General features: G+C 53.4%; 15 protein-coding genes. 14 read left to right on the top strand and 1 reads right to left on the bottom strand.

Annotated features, from left to right (window positions below):
- Positions 1-130: 130 nt before the first annotated feature.
- From R2K26_RS10030 to cysS, 4 genes are all read left to right on the top strand, one after another.
- Positions 131-2,197: a beta-galactosidase gene (locus R2K26_RS10030; RefSeq protein WP_316520435.1), complete on the top strand. Its 2,067-nt coding sequence runs from the start codon at positions 131-133 to the stop codon at positions 2,195-2,197.
- A 125-nt stretch (positions 2,198-2,322) separates the two neighbouring features.
- A complete protein-coding gene (locus R2K26_RS10025) occupies positions 2,323-3,495 on the top strand; it encodes a ribose-phosphate pyrophosphokinase (RefSeq protein ID WP_308449411.1) in 1,173 nt (390 codons plus the stop codon).
- A 451-nt stretch (positions 3,496-3,946) separates the two neighbouring features.
- Positions 3,947-4,636 (top strand): serine O-acetyltransferase EpsC, encoded by a 690-nt coding sequence (gene epsC, locus R2K26_RS10020; protein ID WP_176820403.1) that lies wholly within the window; start codon positions 3,947-3,949, stop codon positions 4,634-4,636.
- Positions 4,637-4,655: 19 nt separating this feature from the next.
- The gene (gene cysS, locus R2K26_RS10015) at positions 4,656-6,095 is read left to right on the top strand and encodes a cysteine--tRNA ligase (RefSeq protein ID WP_316520427.1); all 1,440 of its coding nucleotides are present in this window, start codon (positions 4,656-4,658) and stop codon (positions 6,093-6,095) included.
- A 64-nt stretch (positions 6,096-6,159) separates the two neighbouring features.
- On the opposite strand, the gene R2K26_RS10010 is transcribed toward cysS, so the two are convergent.
- Positions 6,160-6,591, bottom strand: coding sequence for a MerR family transcriptional regulator (locus tag R2K26_RS10010; RefSeq protein WP_316520424.1), 432 nt, complete (start codon positions 6,589-6,591; stop codon positions 6,160-6,162).
- Positions 6,592-6,994: 403 nt separating this feature from the next.
- Here R2K26_RS10010 and R2K26_RS10005 point away from each other — a divergent pair, with 403 nt between their 5' ends.
- From R2K26_RS10005 to R2K26_RS09960, 10 genes are all read left to right on the top strand, one after another.
- The gene (locus R2K26_RS10005; protein WP_316520420.1) at positions 6,995-7,930 is read left to right on the top strand and encodes a transglutaminase-like domain-containing protein; all 936 of its coding nucleotides are present in this window, start codon (positions 6,995-6,997) and stop codon (positions 7,928-7,930) included.
- A gap of 24 nt (positions 7,931-7,954) precedes the next feature.
- A complete protein-coding gene (locus R2K26_RS10000) occupies positions 7,955-8,995 on the top strand; it encodes a type II secretion system F family protein (RefSeq protein ID WP_316520417.1) in 1,041 nt (346 codons plus the stop codon).
- Positions 8,996-9,014: 19 nt separating this feature from the next.
- Positions 9,015-9,326, top strand: coding sequence for a hypothetical protein (locus tag R2K26_RS09995; protein WP_308449406.1), 312 nt, complete (start codon positions 9,015-9,017; stop codon positions 9,324-9,326).
- A 9-nt stretch (positions 9,327-9,335) separates the two neighbouring features.
- Positions 9,336-9,800: a DUF4860 domain-containing protein gene (locus tag R2K26_RS09990; RefSeq protein WP_308449405.1), complete on the top strand. Its 465-nt coding sequence runs from the start codon at positions 9,336-9,338 to the stop codon at positions 9,798-9,800.
- Positions 9,797-10,222: a hypothetical protein gene (locus R2K26_RS09985; protein WP_316520410.1), complete on the top strand. Its 426-nt coding sequence runs from the start codon at positions 9,797-9,799 to the stop codon at positions 10,220-10,222. The genes R2K26_RS09990 and R2K26_RS09985 overlap by 4 nt, the downstream gene beginning before the upstream one ends.
- Positions 10,219-10,602 carry a hypothetical protein gene (locus tag R2K26_RS09980; RefSeq protein ID WP_316520408.1) on the top strand — a complete coding sequence of 128 codons (384 nt, stop codon included), beginning with the start codon at positions 10,219-10,221 and terminating at the stop codon, positions 10,600-10,602. The genes R2K26_RS09985 and R2K26_RS09980 overlap by 4 nt, the downstream gene beginning before the upstream one ends.
- 15 nt (positions 10,603-10,617) lie before the next feature.
- On the top strand, positions 10,618-11,685 hold the full coding sequence (locus R2K26_RS09975; RefSeq protein ID WP_316520405.1) for a PilT/PilU family type 4a pilus ATPase: 1,068 nt from the start codon (positions 10,618-10,620) through the stop codon (positions 11,683-11,685).
- A 220-nt stretch (positions 11,686-11,905) separates the two neighbouring features.
- The gene (locus R2K26_RS09970) at positions 11,906-13,219 is read left to right on the top strand and encodes a BTAD domain-containing putative transcriptional regulator (protein WP_316520402.1); all 1,314 of its coding nucleotides are present in this window, start codon (positions 11,906-11,908) and stop codon (positions 13,217-13,219) included.
- Positions 13,220-13,399: 180 nt separating this feature from the next.
- Positions 13,400-13,753 carry a hypothetical protein gene (locus tag R2K26_RS09965; RefSeq protein WP_308449400.1) on the top strand — a complete coding sequence of 118 codons (354 nt, stop codon included), beginning with the start codon at positions 13,400-13,402 and terminating at the stop codon, positions 13,751-13,753.
- A gap of 67 nt (positions 13,754-13,820) precedes the next feature.
- Positions 13,821-19,229, top strand: a complete 5,409-nt coding sequence (locus R2K26_RS09960) for an InlB B-repeat-containing protein (protein WP_316520394.1) — start codon at positions 13,821-13,823, stop codon at positions 19,227-19,229.
- The last annotated feature ends 67 nt before the right edge of the window (positions 19,230-19,296 follow it).

Below are 19,296 nucleotides of genomic sequence, written 5' to 3'. Positions count from 1 at the left end.
CATGCGCATAAGAACGCGGCAAAGACTAAAGAATGAAGAATGTGAAATTCACACTTGAAATTTGTCCGTACAACCTGTATACTGGGTGTAGATTACGCGCGGGAAGCCGCGCTGACGGAGGTATTTTATTATGAGGCCCCTTACACCGAAATTTCCGAAGCTGCTGCATGGCGGCGATTATAATCCCGAGCAATGGCTGCGCTATCCCGAAATCCTCAAGCAGGATGTGGAGCTGATGAAGAAAGCGGATATCAACTGCGTGTCGGTCGGTATTTTTTCTTGGGCACATCTGGAGCCGAGTGAGGGCGAATACGACTTCGATTGGCTGGAGAAGATCATCGACAATCTCTACAAAAACGGCATTTATACCGTGTTAGCCACGCCGTCCGGTGCAAAGCCGCTTTGGATGAGCGAAAAGTATGATGAGATTCGCCGTGTGCAGAATAACGGTGTGCGCGACCTTTCCGGCGCGCGTCATAACCACTGCTATACATCTCCCGTGTACAGAGAGAAGACCCGCGAGATGGATAAGCGCCTTGCAAAGCGATTTGCAAATCACCCGGGCGTCATTTTGTGGCACCTTTCTAATGAGTACGGCGGCGAGTGCTACTGCCCGCTGTGCCAACAGGCGTTCCGCGATTGGCTGAAAAAGAAGTATAAGACGCTCGACGACCTGAACCACGCGTGGTGGACAGACTTCTGGAGCCACACGTATACGAGCTGGGACCAGATTCACGCGCCGCAGCCGAACGGCGAAATGAACGTGCACGGTCTGACGCTCGATTGGAAGCGCTTTGTCACGTACCAGACCGTCGATTTCATGAAAATGGAGCGCGACGCCGTAAAGGAAGTAAACCCGGATATCCCGGTGACGGCGAACCTGATGGGCTTCTACGATGGCCTCGATTACTTCAAGTTCGGCCCGGAGCTTGACGTTGTTTCCTGGGACAACTACCCGCAGTGGCATACGACCGATAACGTAGAGATTGCGGTTTCTTCTGCGATGACGCACGACGTGATGCGTTCGATCAAGCACGAAAACTTCCTTTTGATGGAAAGCACGCCGAGCATGACGAACTGGACGCCCATCAGCATGCTGAAGCGCCCGGGCATGCACCTGCTTTCCTCCATGCAGGCGGTTGCACACGGCTCAAATTCCGTGCAGTATTTCCAGTTCAGAAAAAGCCGCGGCTCCTGCGAAAAGTTCCACGGCGCGGTCGTCGACCATGTCAGCCATGGCGGCGTGTTCGACTCCGTCACGAACGAGAACACCCGTGTGTTTAAGGACGTGCAGTCCGTCGGCGCTGAGTTGAAGAGCATGAACGAGCGCGGCGACGTATACGGCACCGAAGTCAAGCCGCAGGTCGCCATCGTATACGACGTGGAAAACCGCTGGGCGCTGGATGCTGCCGCGGGCCCGCGCAACAAGGATAAAGACGAAAAATATGTAGAGACGCTCTTGACGCACTACCGTCCGTTCTGGGATAAGGGCGTGCAGGTGGACATCGTCGATATGGACGGCGATATCTCGAAATATAAGCTTGTCATTGCGCCGATGCTCTATATGTACCGCGCAGGCTTTGAAAAGAAGATGCGTAAATTTGTCGAAAACGGCGGCACGCTCGTTACAACGTACTGGAGCGGCATCGTGGACGATACCGACCTGTGCAAAATGGGCGGCCTCCCCGGCGATATGATGGACGTGTTCGGCGTGTGGAACGAAGAAATCGACAGCCTGCCGGACGGCATAAAAAACGGCATTGTGTTTAACGGCAGCCGTTACGATGCTATGGAGCTTTGTGCACGTATCCACCTGCTGACGGCGGAGGTGCTCGGCACATATGAAAAAGATTTCTACGCAGGCGAAGCGGCGCTGACGAAAAACAAGTTCGGCAAGGGAGAGGCGTATTACATTGCGGCCCGTACCGGCAGCGATATGCTTTCTGTACTGTACGGCGAGATGATTGAGACGCTGCACATTGAAAAAGCGCTCGATTGCGCCCTGCCGCACGGCGTAACGGCACACATCCGCCACGGCGAAAAGGAGAATATCATTTTTGTAGAAAACTACACGGAAAGCGGAAAAACCGTGGAATTGCCGCGCGACTACAAGTTGTACGGTACAGATCAAACGGTAAATTCAATCAAACTCGCTCCGTTTGGCATTGCCCTCTTATCGGATTTAACAAAAGTTTAATATTTTGCGTATTTGCTGTGGAAATTCTCGCTATTTTGTGCTATATTGAAATAGACAAGAGCCGACATTGTTCGTGTAAAACGGACAGGCAAATAACGGAATATGCAGTTTGAAGGAGTAATCAAATGGCAATGGAATCACAGACGTTTTTCAGTGCAGAGAATCGCGTAGCACCGCTTGGCATCGTACCGCTTGCCGGTGCGCGTGAGCTTTCCGAAAAGGTTGAGGCCCATCTGGTGCGTTGGGCAAAGCGTGCCGGTATGGATGTGGACACGTTCATCATCGAAAACAGCTGCCCGCGTTTCTCTTCCGGCGACAGCAAGGGTCTTATCAAGTCGACCGTGCGCGGCTATGACCTGTTCTTTGTTGTAGACGTAGGCAATTATAGCCTGACCTACAACTACTTCGGCAACGAGAACCACATGTCCCCGGATGACCATTATCAGGATTTGAAGCGTCTCATTCAGGCGGCAAGCGGTAAGGCACACCGCGTAAACGTTGTGATGCCGCTGCTTTACGGCGGCCGTCAGCACCGCCGCAGCTACCGCGAGTCTTTGGACTGCGCGTACATGCTGCAGGAGCTCCAGCAGATGGGCGTTTCCAACGTTTTGACATTCGACGCACATGACCCGCGCGTGCAGAACGCTGTGCCGGTTATGGGCTTCGATAACCTGATGCCGACTTACCAGGTTTTAAAGAAGCTCTTCAAGGACTTCCCGGATCTTTCCACCGATAAGAAAGACTTCATGATTGTCAGCCCGGACGAAGGTGCGTTGAACCGCAACATGTACTATGCTTCCGTGCTCGGCGTGGAGATGGGCATGTTCTACAAGCGCCGCGATTATTCCCGCATTGTAGACGGCCGCAACCCGATCGTTGCACATGAGTATCTCGGTACCCCGGTCGAAGGCAAGGACGTGTTTGTTGCCGATGACATCATCTCTTCCGGCGAGTCCGTGCTCGACATTGCAGAGAACGTCAAGGCCCGCAAGGCACGCCGCTTCTTCGCTTACGGCACGTATGCCATCTTCACGAACGGCCTCGCAAAGTTCGATAAAGCGTATGAAGAGGGCCTCATCGACGGCATCTTCGGCAGCAACCTGACGTACCTTAACCCGGAACTGAAGAACCGCCCGTGGTTCCATGAAGTCGACGTTTCGAAGTACATCGCTTACTTCATCTCCGCTTTGAACCACGACGCTTCCATCAGCTCCCTGCTTGACCCGCACGCCAAGATCGACGCACTGCTCCAGAAGCGTGCGCTTGAAAAGGCAAAGATCATCGACGAGCAGCTTTAATTTTTGAATCATTGCTAAAAAAACAGGGTATGCACTGTAAAAAAGTGCGTACCCTGTTTTTATATGCGCGTATTTTAAAAGAACCAAAAGAAAAAAGCCGCATAAAATGGCGCGGAGAGGTGATCTTTGGACTTGCGTTTTTAAAGGGGCTGTGTTAAAATACTGTCATAAAGCAAACGCTGAGACCGAACGAGTACCCCGGGGACAGTCGATAGAGAGCGGAGGTCATGGGCTGAGAGCCGCCGCAGAAAAGAGCCGGGCGAAGTGCATTCGCGAGCGGATGCGGTGAGCGAAAGTGAGCCGCATACGGGTACGGTACGTTACGCCGTTTGAGTGATAAACCGGAGTGGAACCGCGGATTTATTGTATCATGAATGTTTTGGTACATTTCGCCCCCGAGCGCCTATGTTGTGCGCTTGGGGCTTTTTGTTTTTAGGGAGAGATTTACGTCATGTTTTCTAAGTTAAAGGCAGAGCTTGACGCCGTGATGGCGCGCGACCCAGCCGCCCGCAGCCGTGCGGAGGTTTATTTTCTGTATTCCGGCTTCAAAGCGGTGCGGTCTTACCGCAAGGCAAACTGGTTTTTCCGTCATAATATGAAATTCATCGCGCGCTATATCTCGCAGCGCGCGCGCCGCAAAACGGGTATAGAGATTCACCCGGGCGCGACGATCGGCAAAAATCTGTTCATCGACCACGGTATGGGTGTCGTCATCGGCGAAACCACCGTTATCGGTGACAACTGCACGCTGTATCAGGGTGTGACGCTCGGCGGCACGGGCAAAGACCAGGGCAAGCGTCACCCGACGCTTGGAAATGACGTGCTCGTCGGTGCGGGCGCAAAGGTGCTGGGGCCGTTCCGCGTGGGTGATAACGCCCGTGTGGCGGCGGGTGCCGTGGTGCTGGATGCCGTGCCCGATAACGCAACGGCGGTCGGTGTACCGGCGCGCATCGTGCGCGTGGGCGGCAAGCGTGTGATGGACAACAGCACGCTGGATCAGATCCACGTGGCCGACCCGGTGGCGCAGGAAATGTGCCGCATGCGGCTTGAAATTGAGCGCCTGCACGGCGAGCTGAACAGCTGCCGCAGAGAAAAAAGCAAGCTGACCGCACAGAAAGCGGAGAAGAATAAGGAAGAATAAGCAGAAAGGAAGCACCTGTATGCAGCTCTATAACACAAGAACACAGAAAAAAGAAGAATTTATTCCGCACGAAGCCGGCAAAGTCAAAATGTACACCTGCGGCCCAACCGTGTACCATTATGCGCACATCGGCAACCTGCGCTCGTACATCATGGAGGATATGCTGGAAAAAGCCTTGCGCTACCTCGGCTATGACGTGACCCGCGCCATGAACATCACGGACGTCGGCCACCTTTCCAGCGATGCCGACACCGGCGAAGACAAGATGCTCAAGGGCGCGCGCCGCGAGCACAAGACCGTCATGCAGATTGCGCAGTTCTATACCGACGCATTTTTCAGTGACTGCGAAAAGCTTGGCATCAAGCGCCCGGAGATTGTCGTTCCGGCGACGAGCTGCATCGATACATTCATCCACATGGTAGAGGTGCTCCTTGAAAAGGGCTATGCGTATATCGCGGGCGGCAACGTCTATTTTGATACCTCCAAGCTCGAAAACTATTATGTTTTCGGCAACATGGAGGAAGAGAGTCTCGCCGTAGGCGTGCGTGACAGCGTGGAAGAGGACGAAAACAAGCGCTCCAAGAGCGACTTCGTACTATGGTTTACAAAGTCGAAGTTTGACGACCAGGAGCTCAAGTGGGATTCCCCGTGGGGCGTGGGCTATCCGGGCTGGCACATCGAGTGCAGCGGCATCAGCATCAAGTACCTTGGAGAATATCTCGACATTCACTGCGGCGGCATCGATAACGCGTTCCCGCACCACACAAACGAGATTGCACAGAGCGAAGCGTATCTCGGCCACCCATGGTGCAAATACTGGTTCCATGTGCTGCACCTTTTGGACGCGCGCGGCAAGATGAGCAAATCAAAGGGCGATTTTCTCACGGTTTCGCTGCTTGAGGAAAAGGGCTACGCGCCGCTTGTATACCGCATGTTCTGCTTACAGTCCCATTACAGAAAGCCGCTGACGTTCTCGTTTGAAAGCCTGGACAACACCGCCACGGCGTACAAAAAGCTCGTTTCCCGTATTGCGGCGCTGAAAAATGAGGGTGAACACGACGAAGCTGCCATGGAGCCGCTGCGTGCCTCGTTCCGCGCGGCGCTGGAAAACGACCTCAACACGTCCTTGGCACTCACAGCGCTGTACGACGTACTGAAAGCCAAGCTTTCCGACGCGGACAAGCTTGCGCTCATCAAGGAGTTTGACGAAGTGTTGTCCCTCGGCTTGCTGAAAGCTGCAAAGGCGCTGCGCGAGGAGCAGAATGCGCAGAAGTCCGCTGTGCCGGAGGGCATGACCGCCGAGGAAGCCGCGGAGATCGAAGCGCTCATCGCAAAGCGCACGGAAGCCAGAAAGGCAAAGGACTGGGCAACTGCCGACGCGATTCGCGATGCGCTTGCCGCACGCCATATCGTTGTGAAGGATACCCCGCAGGGTATCACGTGGTCTGTGCAGGGCTAAAATAAGGAAATAAAGCAAAAGGGCACGGAGCTTTAAAACTCCGTGCCCTTGGTTTTTGCGGAACTTACGCGTCTTTGTTTTCTTTTTTGTCGTTGCAGCAGTTGCCTGTTTTGTTCTTGTGAATGTCTTCCGTACCGGCGGCAATGGCTTCTTCGTAGTATTTGCACTTATAATCGATTACTTTAAGCTGATCTTCAAGCTCCTTGATTTGTGCCATAACGGCCTCGCGGCGCTCAAGAAACAGGTTGTAGCGCTGCTCCAGGGTGGAGTCACCCATTTGTGCCCACACCGCGTACTGGCGAATATCTTTAATGGACATGCCCGTGCATTTTAAACATTCGATAATGCGCAGCATGGAAAGATCCTGTTCGGAAAACATTCTGTGGCCGGATTCCTTCCGCTCCAAAAACGGCAGGATGCCTTCTTTATCGTAATAGCGCAGCGTGGTCGCCGGAATGCCCGTGATGTCCGAGGCTTCCTTAATGGTGTACGTCATCTGCAAGCGCTCCTTTCTAAGTTAGATATAACTCTATATATAAGCATACGTTTTTTTGCGCGGTTTGTCAATGTGTTCGTGGAAAACTCCTGCACCAAAATTTCGGAAAAACAAAAAGAACGCCCGGCAAGCTGCGTAAACCGGCCGTGCCCGCGAGCAACTCGGCATTGAAACTGCACTGTGTGATTTCGCCGCCCTTGTCATATAGCACGTCGCCGTTCACGGTGGACATTTTTAGTGAAATTTATGTCTATAATATTATATATTATCAATAGTTTCCGATGTTTTTTTGAAAATATTGACGGTAGGGACAATACGGAAGATTTTTGCACAGGGCTTGCGCATAAGACAAAAACAAGATAAAATAATATTTAGTATACACAGAAAAGACAGGGGGTGCGGCATGAAAGAAAAAATTCAGCTGTTAGCGGCGGCGCTGGCGCTTATTTTGCTGCTTTGCGGCTGTGCGGCGCGGGGCACGGCATCAAACGACGCCAAGCCGGCGGCGGGCGATGTCACGGACAGCAACGCCGCGCCCTACGAGGTCCCCGCTTTTCGGGATTCCGTCTTCAACGAAGAGGAAGCGACCGCGTTCGGCAGCGGAGAGATTGACCTTTCCCAGCTTGAAGGCGGCATCATCGGCGTAAAAGCGCAGAGCGATACGCGATTAAAAATACAGATTGTCTGCGGCGAGGATAAATATAACTATGACTTGCCGAACGACGGCACTGCGACATTTTTCCCGCTCAATATGGGAGACGGCACATACACGTTCCGCCTGATGGAGCAGGTGGGCGACAGCAAATACGCGTGTATCGGGAGCGAAGACCGCGACGTGACGCTGAAAGATGAATTTCAGCCGTACCTGCGCCCGAACCAGATGGTGAATTACAACAAAAGCTCCGATTGCATCAAAAAGGTGAAAGAGCTGGCCGCAAGCTGCACCACCGATGCGGACATTGCTGCCGCCGTGTATGACTACATGGTGAAGAATATCCAATACGATACGGAAAAAGCGGCGACCGTGCAGAACGGCTACCTGCCCTCCCCGGATGAGACCTTAAAGACCGGCAAGGGTATATGCTTTGATTATGCAAGCCTTGCCGCCGCCATGCTGCGCAGCGAGGGCATTCCGTGCAAGCTCATCACGGGTTATGTGGGTGAGGAGACCTACCACGCGTGGAACAGCTTTTATGTGGAGAGCGAGGGGTGGATCACCGTGGAGATCCGCGCAAAAGCGGATGAGTGGCAGCGGGTGGACATCACCTTTGCCGCAGGCGGCATGCCCGCCGGGGAGATTCAAAACGATTCGGAATACACAACGCGGTTCACTTATTAAAGGAAAAGCGAAAGGACGAGGAACATGGCAGAAAAATTTTTGACTCAGGAACAGCTCAGCGTATTTTGCAGCAGCCTTGCAATGCTGCTGCGCTCCGGCGCGTCGCTTTCGGAGGTTTCTTCCCTGTTTGAGGAAGACGGCATGGACACCGCCTTGCGGCAGGCTTCTACCGAGATCAGCCTTTCGGTTGCGGCGGGCGAGACGTTTTCGGCAGCGGCGGAAAAGACCGGCGTTTTCCCGGAATACGCCTTGAGCGTTTTTAGCACGGCAGAGCTTTCCGGCCGATTGGACGAAGCGCTTGACCGCCTTGCAGACCACTATGACCGCCAAAGCGCGCTATACGACCGTTTGCGCAGCACCCTTACATACCCGGCCGTTTTGATGCTGATGATGTGCGGCGTGCTGGCGGTGCTCGTTTTTGCCGTGCTGCCCATGTTTGAGTGCGTGTACGACAATTTAACGGGCAGCCTGCTTTCATCTTCCTATGCCTATGTGCTCGCGGCGACGCTCATCGGGCGCATCAGCCTGGTGTTTGCGGGGCTTTTGGGCATCGTTTTGCTCGTTTTGGCGTTTGGTATACGCTCCGATAAAGGTCGGGAAAAGCTCAGAAATGCAATGGAAACGAGCCGCTTCACGCGCAAAGCTGCGTGGCTTTTGGCGGTCTCCGAGGTGATGGACACGCTCTCCGCCTTGCTTGCGAGCGGTACGGATGAAGACAGTGCGCTTGCGCTGTGCATCGAGCAGACGCGCCACAAAAAGCTGCACGAAGCGCTTGAAAAATGCCGTGAAGAAACACAGATGGGCATCGGTATTGCGACGGCGTTTGCGCACCAAAAGATATTGCCCGCCATGTACGGCAAAATGCTGCTTGGCGGTGCGCAGAGCGGCGAGCTCGTGCAGGTGACGGAAAACCTCGCGCGCCGCACGGCGCAGGAGGCGGAAAACGGGCTGTGCAGCGTCATCGACCGCACGGAGCCGATTTTGATCGGATTTCTCACCGCGTCTGTCGGTTTGACGCTTTTAAGCGTCATGCTGCCCTTGCTCGGCATTTTGAGCGCAATCTGAGGGAAAAGTTATGGGTATTTTGAATCGAAAAGTAAGCTTCCGGCTTTTCGCGGTCGGGCTTATTCTGGTGCTTGCGGTAATTTTTACCGCGGTGTGCGTGCCGGTTTTTCAGGAGGATATCCGCGAAACAGGCCGTGCCGCCGTGCGTGAAGCCGTTTTGCGCAGCGCCGTGGAGTGCTACACCTTAGAGGGCGCATACCCGGAAAGCCTTGAATATTTGGAAAAGCACTACGGGCTTACGGTCAATAAGAAAGAATACATCGTGACATACGAGGTTTTCGCCGATAACCAGCTGCCGACCGTTCAGGTGCTGGTGCGCGGCGAGGAATAAGGAGGGCGCATGACGGAACCGAAAAAGAGAAATAGCACTTCTCTGATGCTGCTTCTGCTGTATGCATTGCTCATCGCATCGCTTTTGGTGTTGACGCTTGCGGGCGCGCGGCTGTATTCCGATACGATGGATGCCCGCGACGCACACGCAAAGCAGCGCAGCGCGCTTTCGTATATTCAAAGCCAAACGGCAGCGTGCGGCGGCAAAGGGAACATCCGCTTGATTGACGGCCCGGAGGGCCCGGCGGTGTGCCTGCGCGAGCCGGAAAGCGACTTCGAAACGCGCATCTATTTATATGAAAACGCGCTGCGCACGGAGTTTTCACGGGTCACGGCGGAGATCGACCCCAATAACGCCGAAAAGCTGTGCGACCTTAAAACGTTTAAAGCCGAGCTTTCGGAAAACGGGCTTTTAACGATCACTGCGGACGGCATGACCGCCGGCGCGTATTGTGACGGAGGTGGCGCGGCATGATAGATTACGAGGAAAAGCGCAGTGAAACGCGCCACCGCATGGGCTTCATGACCCCGCTGCTTGTGTTTGTTCTGGCATTTGTCGCGTGCTGCGGTGTCATTGCGTGCGTGTTCCTGCGCGCGGCCGTCATCAGCGATGAAGCGGCGAGGGAAAGCGCAGGCATTGCGCTGTGCCGCAGCGCCGCAGAGGCGTTTCGCGCGGGAGAGATCCCCGAAAACGGCGAAAAAGCATATTTCACAAAAGATATGGCAAGCTGTGCGGAAGCGGACGCTTACTATTATATAAAAACCGAAGTGACCGCCGCCGAGACCGAAACGGGAGCGTTGTATGCCGGGAAAATCATGGCGTACACGGCGGAGCAGGATAAAGAAATTTATGCGCTGAATGTACGGTGCTACCAGCCGAAGGAGGGAACGCCATGAGCCGAAATCGATTCCGCATCGGCAGCATCGCGGTGCTGTTCGCGGCCGTTGTGCTGTGCGTCGCCATTTTCGGCGTGCTTACGGTGTCCTCTGCCGTATCCGATCGCCGTGCCGCAGAGCGCTACGGCGAGCACGTGGAAGTGCTGTATGCCTGCGAAAACGCCGGGCAAGACTGGCTTTCCGAAGCAGATGCGTATTTAAAGGGCGCGGGAGATCTGCCGGAAAACACCGAAGAGACCGAAACCACGCTCAAAACGGAAATCACGCGCGGCAACATGCAGCTTGAGATCTGCTTAAATAAGATAAACGGCAGCTATGAGATTGCAAAATGGCGCTGCACAGCGCGCTGGCAGCCGGATGACTCCCTGAACCTCGGGTAAGAAAGGCGGAGTACAATGAATATGACTGAAATTTTGAAAAGTGCCGTGGAGCGCGGCGCTTCCGATATTTTCGTGGTGGCGGGCCTGCCGCTGACGTATAAGGTGCGCGGCGAACAGCAGCGTGAAACGGCGGACGGCGCCTTCACGCCCGAAAAAACCGAAGCGTTCGCAGCGGAAATCTATCGTCTTGCCGCACGTGAGCCGCACTGCTTAAACGGCAGTGCGACCGATGACGATTTTTCGTTCTCGCTCAGCGGTACGGGACGCTTCCGTGTGAATCTGTTCCGCCAGCGCGGCAGCATTGCCGCCGTGGTGCGCGTCATCCGCTTCGGTCTGCCTACGGCCGAAGAAGCGCATATCCCGCCGGAGGTCATGCGCGCGGCACAGATGAAAAAAGGCATCGTGCTCGTTACGGGATCAGCGGGCAGCGGTAAGTCCACAACGCTCGCGTGTATCATCAACGAGATCAACCGTACGCGCACGGGACATATTCTGACGCTCGAGGATCCGGTAGAGTACATCCATCGCCACGATAAGTGCATTGTGAGCCAACGTGAGATCGGCTGCGATTGCCCGAGCTACGTCGCCGCTTTGCGCAGTGCACTGCGCGAAAGCCCGGACGTGATTTTGCTCGGCGAAATGCGCGATAAAGAGACAATGGAGGTCGCGATGACCGCCGCCGAAACGGGGCAGCTATTGCTTTCGAGCCTGCACACTACCGGCGCGGCGAATACGATTGACCGCATCATCGACGCATTTCCGCCGAACCAGCAGGCGCAGATCCGCTTACAGCTTTCCATGGTTTTGCAGGCGGTCATCAGTCAGCAGCTCGTGCCCGGCGTAGACGGCACACCCATCCCGGTGTTTGAAATCATGTATTCCACACTCGCGATACGCAATATGATCCGCGAAAGCAAAACGCATCAGCTCGATGCCGCCATCGCTTCCGGCGCGGCGCAGGGCATGCGCACCATGGACATGGCGCTTACGGACCTTGTACGGCAAAAGCGCATCACAGAGGAGACGGCGCTGTATTACTGCACAAACTATGAGACCATGCAAAAACGTCTGCAATTGCTTTAAGTCATAGTTTTTAGCGTGACCTTTCGCCAAAAAAGGTATTTTCTCCGACAAAAAAGCAAATTCTTATGAGAAAAATCGTGTTTTCCACCTTTCGGTGGATTACAAATACCGTGAAGCGTGCTATACTTTATGAAAAGAACAAGTTCGGAATATTATTTTTTCGCAATAGCCGGGGTGATATTTTGAACCGTTATTTCTGAAAGAGGGAGATGAACCGTTCATGAGTCGAACAGCGAAAGAAATTGAAACCACCGGGCTGCCGTGTGAAGCACAGAACGGTGAAACGATACAGGTTGTGCCGAAGATCGATGTGACCATGTTCGGCAAGTTTACATTAAAGCAGGAAGGTATGGAGGTTCCGCACGTTGTGAGCCTGACGGGACGTTCCAGAAGACTGTGGACGCTTACGGCGTACCTTATTCTGCACAGAGACCGCGGCGTTTCCGCGCAGGAGCTTATCGACCTGCTGTGGCCGGAAGCCGAAAACGATAATCCGTTAAGTACGCTGCAAAATAATGTCAGCCGCGCAAGGGCTGCGCTGGCAGAGCTCGGCTTTACGCACGCAAAGGTTATAATCCATAACGAAAAGGGCTATTATCGCTGGGCGCCGGACCGCGAGACGCAGCTTGACGTGGAGCAATTTGAAACACTTGCAAAGGCAGCGCTTGCCGAAGAAGATATGGAAAAATCGGTTGCCCTGGCGCAGAAAGCCGTGGCACTTTACACCGGCGATTTTCTTACGGAAAGCGCAGCGGAGTTCTGGTGCATCAACCTCAACACGTATTACCGCTCGCTTTATACGCGCCTATGTCGCGCGGCGGTGGATCGCCTTTTGAAGCTCGGACGCATTACGGATGCGGAAAAGCTCTGCACGGGCGTTATTCGTTTAGATCCCGCCGCAGAGGAATTCAGCGTGTTTTTGATGCAGGCGCTCATAAAAAACAAAAACCCGAAAAAAGCGCTGGAACACTATGATTACATCGCTTCGCTGTACCGGGAGGTCTACGGTGTTTCGCCTTCGGCGGAGCTGGAGGCGCAGAAGGCGCTTGCGGTGCAGGAGCTTTACGGCAGCGAGACGAGTGAAGACGATATTCAAACGTTCCTGCTTGAAAAAGAACAGGAAACCGGTGCGTTTTGCTGCGATAACAACGTTTTCCGCGAGATTGTGAACCTGCATGTGCGCGAGATGCGCCGAAACGACACCCCTGCGGCGCTGATGATTGTGCGGCTTGCAAACCGCTCGGTAGACCCGGAAAAGCGCGCCGTATATATGAAGCAGATGGAAGCGACGCTTTTAAATGCACTGCGCGCGGGCGACCCGTTCACAAAGGTGGGCGCAAACCAGTTTTGGGTGCTGCTGCCGGGTGCGACCGGCGAAAACGGCGGGCTCGTTTCCCGCCGTGTGTTCAATCGGTTCCAAAAGGAATACCCGAAAAGCAGTGCGGCCTACACCTTTAAATCGCTCGACCTGCGCCACCTGCACATGAACGCAGAGGAAAAAGCAACGGAGAAAACGGAGCACCGAAAGGGTTAAAACCGTCACCGGAAAGAATAAATCGGTTGACACAACATGATTACCAAAAAAAACTACGACCTATTTTCTTTTTTTATGAGAAAATGGGTCGTTTTTCTATGGAAAAAACTTCTTAATCATAGCGTTCTCATAGCACCTTTGTGTAAAATAGAATCACAAAAGACAAAAGGGAGGGGTTAGGTGAAAGAAAATCGTATGCTACCGATCGGCACAGAGACCTTCCGTATCTTTGTGGATGAAGCGGAGGACGGTGTCATCCGCGGCAGGGTCTCCGGCGGGACGCTCCCGGAGGAAACCCTATTCCGAAGTCTTTCACGTCTGATCCTGCTTTTGGAAGAGCAGCTGGATACAGGCGGCGCGCCGAAAGCTTCTCCCATAAAATGTACGGAAACACCCACGTTTGAACTGGACATCCTGTTCCGCCAGAATTACAGCTGGCAGGGAAGACTGCGGTGGACAAAAGGCGGCAAAGAGGCCGCGTTTCGCAGTGTGCTGGAGCTGCTCATCCAAATGGAAACGGTTTTGGCACAGTAACACACATCAATTTAGGAATCCATATTTGTTATAAAACGGACAAATCACAGGATTGGAGGAAAACACTATGAAAAAGAAGATCATCGCCGTGTTGCTGAGCGCATGTATGCTGGTTTCGGCATGTCCTACGGGCGCGTTTGCAATGAGTGATGAGGAAACAAACACCTACACTGCAACAGGGGGATGTTATGCAGGGGGAACGCCGGTCGTTGACGAGACGCCCGCGCCCGAGGAGACCGCAGCTCCGGAGGAGACACCCACTCCCGCTCCGGAGGAGACACCTACTCCCGCCCCGGTAGAGACCCCGGCTCCCGTTGAAGTGGAAGCACAGGCGACCCCCGACGCAGGTACAGAGGAAGCTGCACCGGCAAAGCAGAGCGCGGAAACGGGCATTGCAATGACTATGCTGCGTCCGGACGACGAGAAGCCCAAGGTCGATACCTATCGCTTTTATAACGACGGTACGGAGCTGACCGAGTGGCAGCAGACCGTCGCCAAAGGCGATGAGCTCCTCGAGCCGACTGCACCGACAAAGGAAAACGCACGCTTTGTTGGGTGGTATGTCGGTGAGACTCCGTTAAACTTCGGCACAGTCGCGGATGTCAGCGGCACGGAAGTGACCGTTACGGCGAAGTTTGAGGAGTACAGCTACGTGTACTTCTTGGATGAAGACGGCGATACCGTGGTTTACCACACCGCCGCGGGCACAGCCGGTGAAACGGTCGGTGAAGACGTTTTGAACGCCGCGACCGCAAAAGTCGAGCTCACCATGAGCAAAGATAAAGGCGTTGTCGGCTGGAGCACCACGCAGGGCAGCGATACCCCCGAAACCATCACATTTGCAGCCGGCGTTACATACGTTTACCCGGTAGTTAAAACCGGTTTCTGGGTCACATTTGATACCGACGGCGGCGACTACATGGCGCCGCAGTTCCGGATGGAAACGCTTGACCTGAGCGCGGTCAAACCCACCCGCAGCGGCTACACGTTTGACGGTTGGTATGACGCAGAAGGCAACTCGGTTACAAAGGTTTCCGGAACGGCTACCGTCACCGCACGCTGGAAAGCCAATTCCGAAACGGAGTACACCGTTATCCATTGGCTGGAAAATGCGGATGATGACGAATATTCCTCAGAGGATATTGAAGAAAAGACCGGCGCCACAAACAGCACAACGAACGCTCAAGCAAAATCTTACTCCGGCTTTACCGCACAGGCGATTACGCAGAAGACCATTGCCGGTGACGGCTCCACGATTGTAAATGTTTATTATAAGAGAAACGTTTATGACGTTAAGTTCATGAAATTCACTTGCAATAAAGAAGAACATACACACTTCTTTTGTGGACCGTGGTGTAATAAAGAAGAACACCAGCATAGCGAAAAATGCTATACTGAAATCACAGGTTTAACCATTCATGCAAAATATGGTGCTAACATCCGTGACAAATGGCCGAATAAGCCGGAAAGTGCATGGAATGTTTCTACCGATGGCAACACTTGGCAAGCAGGTATAGATGTTATGCCCCTTGATGGTGCTACTTTCTATCAGAGAGGTCAAAATTCAAGTCATACGATGGTTGCATCGTATTACCTCGAAACCATTTCCGGCGGAAAATACGAGTTGGATCATCAAGATACGGTTTACGGAACAGGTGACTCGGTTACCAAAGAAGATCGATATTCGATTACAGGCTTTACTCTTAATGAAAGTAAGAGCACGCGTATTGGCAGGGACTACAATGGCGCAAAGTTCTATTATAATCGTAATTCCTACAATATCGTTTTCATGAATAACGGTGCGAAGGATAGCGAGGTTAGCCGCAAGTATCAGCAGGATATTTCCGATGTGACATACACCCCGACAAGACCGGCCGGTGTACCCGCAAACTTTACGTTTGCAGGCTGGTATGATAACGAGCTTTGCGAAGGCACGGCATATGACTTCACCGGCAAGACGATGCCCGCACAGAACATTACGCTCTACGCAAAGTGGCAGGCGCCGGTTATTAAAGCTACGGTTTACCTGACGGCCTCTGCGGATGGAGAGTTTGAAACGATTGAAATTCCGTACGGCACAAAGCTTTCGGATTCCGAAGATTTTAAGGCACTGCTTGAAAAGCTCACGGAAAAGCCCTCCGCTTGGATTGATTCCAACGGCGCGCTGTTCAATGTAGATACCAATCTTCACGGCTCCGTTACGATTTCCCCGTTCTTCCCCTCCGCAAAGGATGGCTTCACGGTCACATACGTTGAGGGTACGAATGTAAATGTTGCAACGGATAACCAGAAGTATGTAAGCGGCAGCTCCGCCCGCGTACTTCCGCCGGAAGCTTCCGAAAACTTCCTCGCTTGGAAAACGGAAGACGGCACGCTCATCCACCCGGGCGATAAGATTACCGTCACAAAGAACACCACGTTGACGGCAGTCTACACCAATAAGCCCCAAACCGAGACGATTACGTATCATTATAATTTCGGGGGCAGCACGCAGACCTTTATAGACAGCGGTTACCCGAAGAACACGAACGCAACCGTAAGATCGCGTGACTATGTTGGCTTCACCGCTCCCACAGGCTACAAATTCCTCGGCTGGGCAACCACGCCGAATGGTAATGTTGAATATCAGCCGAACACCAAAGTTTTTGTCGACGCTACCGGCGATAACAATCTCTATGCGGTTTGGCAGGTGAAGACGTACACGGTAACGTGGGTAAACTGGGACGACAGCGAAGTCAGAACGGATACAGAAGTACCGTATGGCACAGAACTGGAAGCACCGGCAGACCCGACGAGAGAAGCAGATGCAGAGTATACGTATACGTTTGCAGGTTGGACACCGGAAATCAAGACGGTTACCGGCAATGCAACGTATAAGGCAAAGTATACGAAAGAAGCGAATACCTACACTTTGACGTATGACCTCGACGGCGGCGAGTGGGAGAACGATACGACCTACACGTACACGAAGAAGTACAACGAAGAAGTTGAGGTAAAAGCAGATCCGACAAAGACAGGTTATACCTTCGCAGGTTGGACGAGCGCAGAAGTAAAAGTAGTAAACGGCAAGTTCACGATGCCTGCAAAGAACGTAACTCTGACGGCGCAGTGGAACATTAACAAGTACACGGTAACGTGGAAGAATGACGACGGCAGCGTACTCAGAACGGATAAGAACGTAGAATACGGCACAATGCCGAACTACGGATCAAACCCGACGAAGGCAGCAGATGCGCAGTACACCTATACGTTCAAGGGTTGGACACCGGAAGTTGAGACGGTTACCGGCGATGCAGTTTACACCGCAGTGTATGAGAAGACCACGAACAAATACACGGTAACGTGGAAGAACGACGACGGCAGCGTACTCAGAACGGATAAGAACGTAGAATACGGCACGATGCCGAACTACGGATCAAACCCGACAAAGGCAGCAGATGCGCAGTATACGTACACGTTCAAGGGTTGGACGCCGGAAGTCGAGACGGTTACCGGCGATGCAGTTTACACCGCAGTGTATGATAAGGCAGTCAACAAGTACACGGTAACGTGGAAGAACGATGACGGCAGCGTACTCAGAACGGATAAGAACGTAGAATACGGCAAAATGCCGAACTACGGAACAAACCCGACGAAGGCAGCGGATGCCCAGTACACCTACACGTTCAAGGGTTGGACACCGGAAGTCAAGGCGGTTACCGGCAATGCAGTTTACACCGCAGTGTATGAGAAGACCACGAACAAATACACGGTAACGTGGAAGAACGATGACGGCAGCGTACTCAGAACGGATAAGAACGTAGAATACGGCAAAATGCCGAACTACGGAACAAACCCGACGACGGCAGCGGATGCCCAGTACACCTACACGTTCAAGGGTTGGACACCGGAAGTTAAGACAGTTACCGGCGATGCAGTTTACACCGCAGTGTATGATAAGGCAGTCAACAAGTACACGGTAACGTGGAAGAACGACGACGGCAGCGTACTCAGAACGGATAAGAACGTAGAATACGGCACGATGCCGAACTACGGAACAAACCCGACGAAGGCAGCGGATGCCCAGTACACGTACACGTTCAAGGGCTGGACGCCGGAAGTGAAGACGGTTACCGGCGATGCAACGTATAAGGCAACGTATACGAAAGAAGCGAATACCTACACTTTGACGTATGACCTCGACGGCGGCGAGTGGGAGAACGATACGACCTACACGTACACGAAGAAGTATAACGAAGAAGTTGAGGTAAAAGCAGACCCGACAAAGGAAGGCTACACCTTCGCAGGTTGGACGAGCGCAGAAGTAAAAGTAGAAAACGGCAAGTTCACGATGCCTGCAAAGGATGTTACTTTGACGGCACAGTGGGAAGCGAATATCTACAATGTAACGTACGACCTCAACGGCGGCGAGTGGACTGAAACGACTAACGAGTTCCCGTACGAGTACAAAGCAACAGTAGAAGTTATAAAGACGGTTCCGACCAGAGAGGGCTATAAGTTCTCGGGTTGGAGAAGCGAAGAGGTTGCGATCGAGAACGATGCGTTCACGATGCCGGCTAAGGACGTTGTGCTGAAGGCTGTTTGGGAAGCAAATCCCACGCCGACCCCGATTCCGTCGGAAGAGCCGACCCCCACACCGGCTCCGACAGAAGAGCCTACACCTACTCCGGCTCCGACAGAAGAACCTACCCCTACTCCGGCTCCGACAGAAGAACCTACCCCTACACCGGCTCCGACAGAAGAGCCTACACCTACTCCGGCTCCGACAGAAGAACCTACCCCTACACCGGCTCCGACAGAAGAACCTACACCTACACCGGCTCCGACAGAAGAACCTACACCTACACCGGCTCCAAATCCGAACCCGAACCCGGCAACACCTACTCCGACGCCGGTAACTCCGGTCGTTCCGGCTACGGTTGCAACACCCACCCCGACACCGACTGCCACACCTTCCGCAACGCCGAGCGATAACGGCGGAAAAGGCGATGGCAATAATGACGGCGAAATAGGCGAAACGATTAACGATAACGATACACCGCTTGCAAACGGTGAAGATATCGCAGACAACGCAACGCCGCTCGCAGGTCTCGGCACGGGCGCTTGGGCACTCATCAACCTGATCCTCACCATCGTGACGACCCTCCTTTCCATTCTCCTTCTCATCGGCTATATCGGCAAGAAAAAGAAGGCGTTGGAAGACGAAGACGGCAACGTGGTTCTCGATGAGAACGGCAAAGAGGTTATGGAGTACGAAAAGAACAAGAAGGGCCTTTGGAGACTCATCAGCATCATCCCGGCTCTGATTGCCATCATCGTCTTCATCTTCACCGAAGACATGACCCTGCCGATGATCTTCGTCGACAAGTGGACAATCCTCCATGCTGTAATCGCGCTGGTACAGGTCGTTGTTATGGTCCTCTGCAAAAAGAAGAAGGACGAAAACGACGAAGACGAGAACGCAGCAAACGCGTGATGGAACAAAAGCATAAGGCGTAAGCCAAAGTAAGACGGGATGTCCCCCAAAAAGGGACATCCCGTTT

Source organism: Neglectibacter sp. CSJ-5 (assembly GCF_032490475.1).
In the GTDB taxonomy this organism is placed as follows: Bacteria; Bacillota; Clostridia; order Oscillospirales; family Acutalibacteraceae; genus Hominenteromicrobium; species Hominenteromicrobium mulieris.
This window is presented reverse-complemented; position numbering and strand designations above follow the sequence as displayed.

Excerpts from the sequence above, each read along its gene's own strand:
- R2K26_RS10030 (WP_316520435.1), top strand. The coding sequence starts at position 131 with ATGAGGCCCCTTACACCGAAATTTCCGAAGCTGCTGCATGGCGGCGAT.
- R2K26_RS10025 (WP_308449411.1), top strand. The coding sequence starts at position 2,323 with ATGGCAATGGAATCACAGACGTTTTTCAGTGCAGAGAATCGCGTAGCA.
- epsC (WP_176820403.1), top strand. The coding sequence starts at position 3,947 with ATGTTTTCTAAGTTAAAGGCAGAGCTTGACGCCGTGATGGCGCGCGAC.
- cysS (WP_316520427.1), top strand. The coding sequence starts at position 4,656 with ATGCAGCTCTATAACACAAGAACACAGAAAAAAGAAGAATTTATTCCG.
- R2K26_RS10010 (WP_316520424.1), bottom strand. The coding sequence starts at position 6,591 with ATGACGTACACCATTAAGGAAGCCTCGGACATCACGGGCATTCCGGCG.
- R2K26_RS10005 (WP_316520420.1), top strand. The coding sequence starts at position 6,995 with ATGAAAGAAAAAATTCAGCTGTTAGCGGCGGCGCTGGCGCTTATTTTG.
- R2K26_RS10000 (WP_316520417.1), top strand. The coding sequence starts at position 7,955 with ATGGCAGAAAAATTTTTGACTCAGGAACAGCTCAGCGTATTTTGCAGC.
- R2K26_RS09990 (WP_308449405.1), top strand. The coding sequence starts at position 9,336 with ATGACGGAACCGAAAAAGAGAAATAGCACTTCTCTGATGCTGCTTCTG.
- R2K26_RS09985 (WP_316520410.1), top strand. The coding sequence starts at position 9,797 with ATGATAGATTACGAGGAAAAGCGCAGTGAAACGCGCCACCGCATGGGC.
- R2K26_RS09980 (WP_316520408.1), top strand. The coding sequence starts at position 10,219 with ATGAGCCGAAATCGATTCCGCATCGGCAGCATCGCGGTGCTGTTCGCG.
- R2K26_RS09975 (WP_316520405.1), top strand. The coding sequence starts at position 10,618 with ATGAATATGACTGAAATTTTGAAAAGTGCCGTGGAGCGCGGCGCTTCC.
- R2K26_RS09970 (WP_316520402.1), top strand. The coding sequence starts at position 11,906 with ATGAGTCGAACAGCGAAAGAAATTGAAACCACCGGGCTGCCGTGTGAA.
- R2K26_RS09960 (WP_316520394.1), top strand. The coding sequence starts at position 13,821 with ATGAAAAAGAAGATCATCGCCGTGTTGCTGAGCGCATGTATGCTGGTT.